The 9,474-nt window shown below is 66.8% G+C and carries 9 protein-coding genes and 1 pseudogene; 6 read left to right on the plus strand and 4 right to left on the minus strand.

Annotated features, from left to right (window positions below; genetic code table 11):
* Positions 1–208 (minus strand): annotated as a pseudogene (locus JNL31_RS17045) (glycine/betaine ABC transporter); the annotation flags it as partial.
* A 136-nt stretch (positions 209–344) separates the two neighbouring features.
* Between JNL31_RS17045 and JNL31_RS17050 the strand changes: the two are divergent.
* The 6 genes from JNL31_RS17050 to JNL31_RS17075 are packed head-to-tail and all read left to right on the plus strand — an operon-like array spanning position 345 to position 6,649.
* Positions 345–1,067 (plus strand): GntR family transcriptional regulator, encoded by a 723-nt coding sequence (locus JNL31_RS17050; RefSeq protein ID WP_294975849.1) that lies wholly within the window; start codon positions 345–347, stop codon positions 1,065–1,067.
* Positions 1,064–1,966: a dihydrodipicolinate synthase family protein gene (locus JNL31_RS17055; protein WP_294975852.1), complete on the plus strand. Its 903-nt coding sequence runs from the start codon at positions 1,064–1,066 to the stop codon at positions 1,964–1,966. The genes JNL31_RS17050 and JNL31_RS17055 overlap by 4 nt, the downstream gene beginning before the upstream one ends.
* A gap of 5 nt (positions 1,967–1,971) precedes the next feature.
* Positions 1,972–3,480, plus strand: coding sequence for an aldehyde dehydrogenase (locus JNL31_RS17060; protein WP_294975855.1), 1,509 nt, complete (start codon positions 1,972–1,974; stop codon positions 3,478–3,480).
* Between the two features lies 1 nt (position 3,481).
* On the plus strand, positions 3,482–4,246 hold the full coding sequence (locus JNL31_RS17065; RefSeq protein WP_294975856.1) for an NAD(P)-binding domain-containing protein: 765 nt from the start codon (positions 3,482–3,484) through the stop codon (positions 4,244–4,246).
* Positions 4,243–5,583: an FAD-binding oxidoreductase gene (locus JNL31_RS17070; protein ID WP_294975859.1), complete on the plus strand. Its 1,341-nt coding sequence runs from the start codon at positions 4,243–4,245 to the stop codon at positions 5,581–5,583. The genes JNL31_RS17065 and JNL31_RS17070 overlap by 4 nt, the downstream gene beginning before the upstream one ends.
* Positions 5,584–5,596: 13 nt before the next feature.
* Positions 5,597–6,649 (plus strand): proline racemase family protein, encoded by a 1,053-nt coding sequence (locus JNL31_RS17075; RefSeq protein ID WP_294975862.1) that lies wholly within the window; start codon positions 5,597–5,599, stop codon positions 6,647–6,649.
* An 82-nt stretch (positions 6,650–6,731) separates the two neighbouring features.
* Here the strand turns inward: JNL31_RS17075 and JNL31_RS17080 are convergent, their stop codons facing one another.
* From JNL31_RS17080 to JNL31_RS17090, 3 genes are read right to left on the minus strand one after another with little or no spacing between them, the layout of a single operon-like run.
* Entirely contained in the window at positions 6,732–7,478 is a 747-nt protein-coding gene (locus tag JNL31_RS17080) for an SDR family oxidoreductase (RefSeq protein WP_294975864.1), read from the minus strand.
* Positions 7,475–8,203: an SDR family oxidoreductase gene (locus JNL31_RS17085; protein ID WP_294975866.1), complete on the minus strand. Its 729-nt coding sequence runs from the start codon at positions 8,201–8,203 to the stop codon at positions 7,475–7,477. The genes JNL31_RS17080 and JNL31_RS17085 overlap by 4 nt, the downstream gene beginning before the upstream one ends.
* A 7-nt stretch (positions 8,204–8,210) precedes the next feature.
* Positions 8,211–9,317: a mandelate racemase/muconate lactonizing enzyme family protein gene (locus JNL31_RS17090; protein WP_294975869.1), complete on the minus strand. Its 1,107-nt coding sequence runs from the start codon at positions 9,315–9,317 to the stop codon at positions 8,211–8,213.
* Positions 9,318–9,474: the final 157 nt, after the last annotated feature.

A 9,474-nucleotide genomic window follows, 5' to 3' on the forward strand; every position in this document is an offset into this window, starting at 1 on the left:
ACCCCGACAATCCCATGATGCAGAAGATCTCGCCCCGGCCCACGCTGAAGCTTGCGTCCTGCACGCCAACGACACAGTCGAACTCCTCGCGGATCGCCTTTTTCGACAGACCCTTGGCGCGCACGGCCTCCATCGCCTGCCGCGACCTGTCGCCGAAAATCTTCCAGATGCCTTCGCAGCGGATCACGTCCTCGCGGGTCTCGGCCATGCAGATTCTCTCCCCTCGCTGTCGTACTACAATCATAAATCTTGACTGTAGACAATATGTATTTTATCCGACTACACAGAAGGCAGGCTACCTGATTCACCTTGAAGGCAGGCACGGATCAGGCAGGAGAGAACAGTTGGACACCGATTCCCGCAGCAAGAAGACCCAGTGCATCGAGGACCTGCGCCGCCGGGTGCTGACCGAGGCTTTGGAGCCGGGCGTCTATCTGGATGAGACGGAACTCTCGGAAATCTACGGTATTTCCCGCCCGCCCCTGCGCGAGGTGCTGCGCCAGCTCGCGGGGGAAGGCTATGTCGTCCTGCACGAAAACCGCGGGGCGCAGGTCGCGCCGATGACGCACAAGACCATGCGCAACTTTTTCGTCGCCGCGCCGATGATCTATGCCGCCACGACCCGGTTGGCGGCGGAACATGCAACCCCAGCGCAGATCGTGAAGCTGAAGGAATGCCAGTGGGCCTTCCGGCAGGCGATCAAGTCCGGCGACGCGGCAGAGCGGGCGCTTGGCAACGAGCGATTCCATTCCATCATCGGCGACATGGCCGACAACGAATACCTGACGCCGTCCCTGCGCCGCTTGCTCATCGACCACACCCGTATCGGGATGACCTTCTACAACCCTCGCAAGCTCGCCCTTGCCCAGCAACGCGAGCTTGCCGCCGACCAGCACGACCAGTTCATCGACCTGATCGAAGCCGGGGATGCCGATGCCGCCGCCGCTCTGGCCGTCGCGCATTGGGAGCTTTCCCGCGCCCAGATCGAAAGCTTCGTCACCCCCGAAAGCATGACCATTCCCCTGGGCCGCGCGCCCGGGGCCACCGAGACACGAGGAGCCTCATGAAGTTCGAAGGCATCTACACCCCCGCCATCACGCCCCATCGGGAAGACGGCAGCATCGACCGCGACGCCTTTGTCGCCCAGCTTGAATGGCTGATGGCCGCTGGTGTCCACGGCATCATCAACGGCGGTTCGACCGGGGAATACTATGCCCAGTCGATGCAGGAGCGGATGGAAATGGCCTCGCTAGCCCGCGACGTCACCAAGGGCCGCACGCATCTGATGGTCGGCACCGTGGCGATCCGGCTGGAGGACAGCCTTGCCATGGCCGAACATGCCGCGAAGATCGGCGCGGACAGCGTGTTGATCGGCTCGCCCCCCTATTCCGTCCCCACCGAACGCGAAAACGCGCTGAACGCGCTGGCCATCGACCGCGCCGCAGACCTTCCCGCGATGCTTTACAACTACCCGGGTCGCATGGGCATCAACATGGGCGAGGAGTTCCTCGACCGCGTCGGCCGGTCACGGAACTTCTGCGCCATCAAGGAAAGCTCGGGCGACATCAACCGCGTGCACCTTCTGGCCCGCGACTATCCGCATATCCAGATGTCCTGCGGCATGGACGATCAGGCGCTGGAATTCTTCGCCTGGGGCGGGCGCAGCTGGGTCTGCGGCGGGTCCAACTTCCTGCCCGCCGAACACCTCGCGCTCTACAAGGCCTGCGCGGTCGAGGGCAACTTCGACAAGGGCCGCCGGATCATGTCGGCGCTGATGCCCTTGATGCGGGTCCTCGAACAGGGCGGCAAGTTCATCCAGTGCATCAAGCACGGCTGCGAGATGATGGGCAACTATGCCGGTCCGCCGCGCCCGCCGCTGAAAGGCCTGAACAAGGACGACAAGCGCCAGCTGGAACAGACCGTGCGCGTGTTGAAAACCACCATCGCCCAGATCACCGCGGAGTAACGCCGATGTCCCTTCTCACCACCGAAGAATACAAGGCCATCGCCGCCGGTCTGACCTTCCCGACCACCGCCTTCATCGACGGCCATTTCCGCCCGGCCGTCAGCGGCAAGACCTTCGACACGATCAACCCGGCCACCCGGCAAGTGCTGGCACAAGTCGCCGCCTGCGGGCCGGAAGACGTGGACTTTGCGGTGCAGAAGGCCCGCGACGCCTTCGAGGATGGCCGCTGGTCGCGCCTGCATCCGAAGGAACGGAAAGAGGTCCTGATCAAGCTGGCGAAGCTGGTGAAGCGCCACGCGCGTGAGCTGGCGGTTCTGGAAAGCCTCGACTCCGGCAAGACCATCTACGACTGCGAACAGGTTGACGTCCCCGAGACGATCAACTGCCTGACCTGGCACGCCGAACTGATCGACAAGATCTACGACCAGGTCGCCCCGGCCTCCGACAACCACATCGCCATGATCGTCCGTGAACCCGTCGGCGTCGTCGGCCTGGTCCTGCCCTGGAACTTCCCGCTCCTCATGCTGGCCTGGAAGATCGGCCCGGCGCTGGCCGCAGGCTGTTCCGTCATCGTGAAACCCGCCGAGGAGACCCCGCTCACCACCCTCCGCATGGCCGAACTGGCGATGGAGGCGGGCATCCCGGCGGGCGTCTTCAACGTCGTGCCCGGCACCGGCCCCGACGTCGGCGAACCCATCGGCCGCCACATGGACATAGACGCCGTCTCCTTCACCGGCTCCACCGAAACCGGCCGCCGCTTCCTGCGCTACGCCGCCGAGTCCAACCTCAAGGAAGTCACGCTGGAGATGGGCGGCAAGAACCCCGCCGTGGTCCTCGACGATGCCGAAAACCTCGACCGCGTCGCCGCCCATATCGTCAACGGCGCCTTCTGGAACATGGGCGAGAACTGCTCCGCCTCCTCGCGCCTGATCGTGCAGAAGGGGGTGAAGGATGCGCTTCTGAAACGCATCGTGGCCCATGCCCGCGAATGGCCGATGGGCGATCCGCTTGATCCCGTGAACCGGGTGGGCGCGCTGGTCTCGAAACAGCATTTCGACAAGGTTGCCTCCTACCTCGACGCCGATGGAAAGTCGGGGGGCCCGAAAGTCATCCTCGGCGGCAAGGCCGAGAAAGGCTTCGTCGAACCCACCATCCTCGACGTCGCCCGAGACGCGAAACAGGCCCGCGAGGAGATCTTCGGCCCCGTCCTCTCCGTCCTGACCGTCGACAGCTTCGACGAGGCCATCGCGCTGGCAAACGCCACCGAATACGGCCTCGCGGCCTCGATCTTCACCTCGAACGTCAAGCGCGCCCTCCGCGGCGCCCGGGCGCTGAGGGCCGGGACGGTCACGGTGAATTCCTTCGGCGAGGGCGACATCTCCACCCCCTTCGGCGGGTTCAAGCAATCGGGCTTCGGCGGACGCGACAACGGCATCCACGCCCATGACCAGTACACCCAGGTGAAAACCATCTGGGTCGACCTGGCTGACGACGCGGACGAAGCCGTCGACTGACATGCGGCTCGGGTTCCTCGGCACCGGAGAGATCACCGCCGCCATGGTGCGCGGGCTGGCGGGGCAGGGACACAGCATCCTGGTCTCGCCCCGCAACGCTGCCACTGCGGCGGCCCTCGCCGCCGAGGTCCCCGAAGTCTCCATTGCGCCCAACGAAGACGTCGTCGCCAAGTCCGACGTGGTCTTCCTCTGCCTCCTCGCCCGCGTCGCCGAGGACATCCTTCCCGGCCTGCCGTTCCGCGAGGGTCAGGCCATCATCTCGGTGATGGTCGATGCACCCCTGGTCAAGCTCAGGAACCTCTGCGCCCCCGCGACCGACATCGCGAGCACCATCCCCCTGCCACCCATCGCGCAGGGCGGCTGCCCCCTGCCGGTCTACCCCTTCTCTCCTGCGCTCGACGCGCTTTTCGGCGCCCGAAACCTGATCCTTCCCCTTGCCAATGAAGCCGCCCTCAGTGCCCATATCGGTGCCTCGGCGCTCTGCTCGCCGATCCTCGACCAGCTGCAAACCACCGCCGACTGGCTGTCGGGTTTCACCGGCGACGCCGCCAGCGCCGAGGCCTATGTCGCCGCGATGATCCGCGCCTATCTGCCCGCCCGCGCAACCCGAAGCGAGCTGGCCGAGGCCCTTCGCAAACTGTCCACCGAGGGCGGTTTCAACGCCACCTTGCGCGCCGCGATGGGTCCGGCCAAGGATGACCTGCGCCGTGGCCTGAACGGCTTCCGCAAGCGCCTTGGGCTGCCAGAAGACGGGGAACCGAATTGACCGCATTCACCGCCCGCCGCACCCCGGTCCACAAGGGGCCCGCCGCCTGGTCCGCCATCCTGCCCGGTCAGCCCGCCCCCGTGCCGCTTCCCGGTGATACAACCGTCGACATCGCCATCATCGGCGGCGGTTTCGCGGGCCTTGCCGCCGCCCGCCGTCTCCGCCAGCTGGACCCGACGCTCACCATCGCCGTGCTGGAGGCCTCCCGCCTCGCCGAAGGCGCCTCGGGCCGCAACTCCGGCTTCATGATCGACCTGCCGCACGAGCTGACCTCGGACGACTATGCCGGGCACGGCGACGACCGGGGCATGATCGCGCTGAACCGGCAGGCCATCGCCTTCGCGAAAGGCGCGGTGCAGGACTACGGCATCAAGCCCGACTATTTCGATCCCATCGGCAAGGTGAACGGCGCCGCCTCTGCCAGTGCCGACGCCCTCAATCGCTCCTACGCCGATCACCTGACCAGCCTTGGCGAACCCAACGAACGGCTCGATGCCGAAGGAATGTTCGACCTTACCGGCAGCCGCCACTATGTCTCCGGCCTCTACACCCCCGGGACGGTGATGCTGCAACCCGCAGGCTTGGTGCGCGGCTTCGGCGAAGGGCTCCGCGCCGCAGGCACCGGCATCTGGGAGAACACCCCCGTCACCGCCTTCGCAAGGCAAGGCAGCGGCTGGACCCTCACCACCCCGCACGGCACCGTCACTGCGGACAAGGTCGTCCTCGCCAACAACGGCCATCTCGAAAGCTTCGGCTTGGCCTCAAACCGGCTGATGCACGTCTTCCTCTACGCCTCGATGACCGTGGACCTGCCCCCCGAAACCCTGACAGCGCTGGGCGGCCAGCCGCGCTGGGGCGTTACCCCGTCCGATCCGATGGGCACCACCATGCGCCGGATCGACACCGCCTTGGGCGGCAACCGGATCATCACCCGCACCTGCGCCAGCTTCCTGCCGGGAATGGAGCCGTCCGACGCCGCCCTGAAACGCACCGCCGCCGTCCACCGCCAGAAATTCGCCGACCGCTACCCGGCACTTTCCGGCGTCAAACAGGAATACACCTGGGCCGGGCACCTCTGCCTGACGCGCAATGCCGTCTCCATCGCGCGCGAGCTGGAACCGGGCCTTTACGCCGCCACCGTCTGCAACGGCCTTGGCACCGCGCGCTCCACCCTCACCGGCATTGCCGCTGCCGAGCTGGCGATGGGCCTTGCAACCGACGTGACCCGCCACTTCGACCGCGACGCCGAGCCGACCCGCCTGCCGCCGCAACCCTTCTCCACACTCGGCGCCAACGCCTTCCTCCGCTTCAAGGAATGGCGCGCCGGGGCAGAATGAACAGGACTGACCGATGACCTTCAAGCGCATGATCAATGCCGTCGACACCCATTCCGGCATCCCGATGCGGGTGATCACCGGCGGCGTCGGACATATTCCCGGCGCGTCGGTGCAGGAAAAGATGCGCTGGTTGGAGGCGAACGACGACCAGCTCCGCCTCCTGATGCTGCGCGAACCGCGCGGCTACCCGGCGCATTGCTGCAACCTCCTCGTGCCGCCCTCGCATCCCGAGGCCCAGGCGGGCTATATCATCATGGAGCAGGTCGAGTATCCGATGATGTCGGGCGGCAACACGATCGCCGTCGTCACCGTGCTGCTGGAGACCGGGATCCTGCCGATGGTCGAGCCTGTCACCGAGCTGACCCTCGAAGCCCCCGCCGGGCTGATCCGGGTGAGGGCCGACTGTCAGGGCGGCAAGGTCAAGGCCGTCACCTTCCGCAACGTCCCCGCCTTCGCCGCCCACCTCGACGCGGAAATCAACGTGCCGCATCTAGGGAAGGTCCGCGTCGATGTCGGCTGGGGTGGCATGTTCTACGTCATCGCCGACGTACGCCAGTTCAAGGGGCTGGAGCTGATCCCGGAACACGGGGCCGAGATCACGCGCGTCTCCTCCCTCATCCGGCAGGCGGCCATCGAGCAACTCCCGGTCGCCCACCCCGATTACCCCGGTGTCGGAATCACCATCTCGCAGCTGTCCGGGCCGTCGGACGACCCGAACGCCGACTGGAAGAACGCCGTGACGATGGCGACCGGCCCGCTGAACTGGGACGACCCCGCCACCTGGACCGGGGCCATCGACCGCTGCCCCTGCGGGACCGGGACCTGCGCCAAGATGGCCGTCCTGCATGCCAAGGGAGAGCTGCCGCTGGACCGGGACTTCCGCCACCAGGGTATCCTGGGTACGGTCTATACCGGGCGGCTGGTCGAGGAGGCCCGGATCGGCGACCGCAGGGCGGTGGTCCCGACCATCTCCGGCCGCGCCTGGATTTCCGGGTTCAACACGCTGGTCCTGGACCCGGAGGACCCGCTGCCGAACGGCTACACGCTGGGCGACATCTGGGCGTGAAGGGGAGTGTCCACGGTGGACAGATTTTTGGAGCCCAAGAAATCAAGGGCTTGGTCGCGGGCATTCACCGATTCTTAACAGATCACGGCAGGCTCAACTGCACCATCCGCCCGCCGTCGATAGTCCAGACCTGACCGGCGACAAAGCCCGCCTCTTCCGAGGCCAGCCAGGCCACCAGCGCCGCCACGTCCTCGGGCTTGCCGGTGCGACCGACCGGGTGGATGCGGGCAATGCCCGCGCGGAAGGCGGCCGGATCGGGGAAGCTGTCGATATAGGCCTCGGCCAGATCGGTGTCGATCCAGCCGGGAGCGACGGCGTTGCAGCGGATGCCCTCGGCCCCGTGATCGACCGCGATGGCCCGGGTCAGCCCGTGCAGCCCGGCCTTGGTCGCCGAATAGGCGGCATGATGCGGGTTGCAGCCGATGCCTTCGATGCTGCCGATGTTGATGATGGCCCCCCGGCTTTCCCGCAAATGCGGGAGCGCCGCCTTGATCAGCAGGAACGGCGCCGTCAGGTTGATGGCGATCATCCGGTTCCAGTCCGAGAGCGACATGTCCTCGGCCCGCGCCTCCTGCATGAAACCTGCGTTGTTCACCAGCACGTCCAGCCGCCCGGCGCGCGCGATCACTTCGGCGATGGCTACCGCCGGGCAATCGGGATCGGCAAAATCCGCCTCGATGGCCTCGAATTCGGCATCCCGCCCGCGTTGTGCGGTGATCACTCGCGCGCCCTCGTCCCGGAGCCTGCGGGCGATGGCCTGCCCGATGCCCATCCGCCCGCCCGTGACGAGCGCGACCTTGCCCGCGAACCGCATGTTGCCCCCGCTCATTTCACGGGCTTCCCGCCGTTCACTTCGACCACCGTGCCGACAATGTAGCGCGCGGCGTCCGAGGCGAGGAACAGGATCACCTCGGCAATATCCTCCGGTTCCGCGATCCGGCCCAGGGGCACGGTCCTGCCCAGTTCGGCCACTGCGGTATCCGGGTCAAACCCGCGCTTGGCGAAACCCGTTCGCAGCATTGGCGTGTTGACCTCGTTCGGGGCGACGGCGTTGATGCGGATGCCCGCTCCCGCGTGGTCCATCCCCATGCATTGCGTCAGCGAGGCGATGGCGGCCTTGGTCATGCAATAGACCGCATGTCCCGGTCCCGGCCGCAGGCCCCAGCACGACGCCACGTTGACGATGGCCGAGCCCGGCGGCAGCAGCGGAATCGCCGCCCGGCAGATGCGGAACGGGGCCTCGACGTTCACGCCCACCGACAGGTCCCAGTCGGCGTCCGAGGTCTCGTCGACCTTGCCCCGGGTGATCACGCCGGCGTTGTTGACCACGATGTCGAGGCCCCCGAGCGCCGCTTTCGCTGCCGCCGGAAGACCGTCGGCATAGGCTGGCTCCAGCAGGTTTCCCGGCAGATGCGCCTCGGCTTCCACTCCCGAAACGTCCCGGTCGGCCACCGCCACCAGCGCGCCCCGTGCCCGCAGCGCCTTGACCACCGCCGCACCGATGCCGCCCGAGGCCCCCGTGACCAGTGCCTTCTTGCCCTTCAGATCGCTCATCTTTCCCTCATCCAAACGAAGCAACTGGTGCCCCGAACATCCCGTCATCCGGCACCACGCCCAGTCCCGGGCCTTCGGGCAGGCGGATATGCCCACCCTCGATCTTCACCCCGTTCCGGCTGTCGTAGTGACCGTCGATGTAGCTCTGCGCGATCCAGGCGCCTTCCATCAGCTTTGGCTGCACGGTCGCGCCGATATGGGTGCAAGCCGCGGCGATGATGTCGCCACCCCAGCTGTCGTCGCAGGTGTGCGGCAGGCTGCGGGCGGCGCAGATGTCGCGGAAGGCGCGCATTGGATGCAACCCACCGATCCGCGTGACCTTCATGCCGAAGCCGTCGACAAGCCCGGTGCCCGCAGCCGTGATCACCGTGTTCAGGCTGGTGCCGGTCTCGTCCATGTAGATGCCGTGGCTGACTTGCTGGCGGATCCGCGCCAGTTCCTCCACCGTGTTGCAGGGCTGTTCCAGGATGAACGGAATCTCCGGGCAGTCGCGGGACAGCGTCAGCGCATCGCGGGTGGTCAGGCTGCGGTTGCCATCGACCGCCAGCCGGACGCCGGTGCCCCGGACCCTCTCCCAGACCTTGCGGACGGTTTCCACGTCCTGCGCAACCGCCCGCCCGCCGACCTTGATCTGAAGGCGGGGATAGCCCTCGCCGGCCTTCTGCGCCGCGATGCGGGCGGTCTCGTCCGGGTCGCCGACGATGGTGGAATAGTAGGAGGGCACAAGGGTGGTCAGCGCCCCACCCAGAAGCGTCGCGACGGAAACCCCCAGCGCCTTGCCCAGCAGGTCATGCGCGGCGATGTCGATGGCGGCCTTGGCGTAGTTGTGGCCGTTGAGCAGGCTGTCCATCCGCTGATGCAGCACGACCGGGGCCACCCCGCAGCCAATCAGCCCCTGTCCCATTGCCTGCAAGGCAGCCCGCGCGCCGCCGACATGCATCTCGGCATAGGTCGCGCCAACGGGGCAGGTCTCGCCCCAGCCGACATGGCCGGTGTCGCTGACCAGCTTCACCAAAGTCGTCGGCAGGCTGCTGACTTCGGTCATCGCCATCCGATAGGCGCCGCCGACGACCGGCAGGTCGTGGGCGTAGACGTGGATCTCGGTGATCTTCATCTGCGGGTTCCGGGAAAAAGTGACCGCCCCGCCAATTCGTACCCGGGGGGCGGCCAGTCACAGGGATCAGTGTTCGGTGTTCAACTCGTCCACCGCCGGAATCTCGCGCTCACGACGGGCGATGTAGTCGAGCAGCGCCTCGTCGATGCCTTCGTCC

The sequence above is a fragment of the Tabrizicola sp. genome, from assembly GCF_016792905.1.
Taxonomy (GTDB): Bacteria; Pseudomonadota; Alphaproteobacteria; order Rhodobacterales; family Rhodobacteraceae; genus Tabrizicola.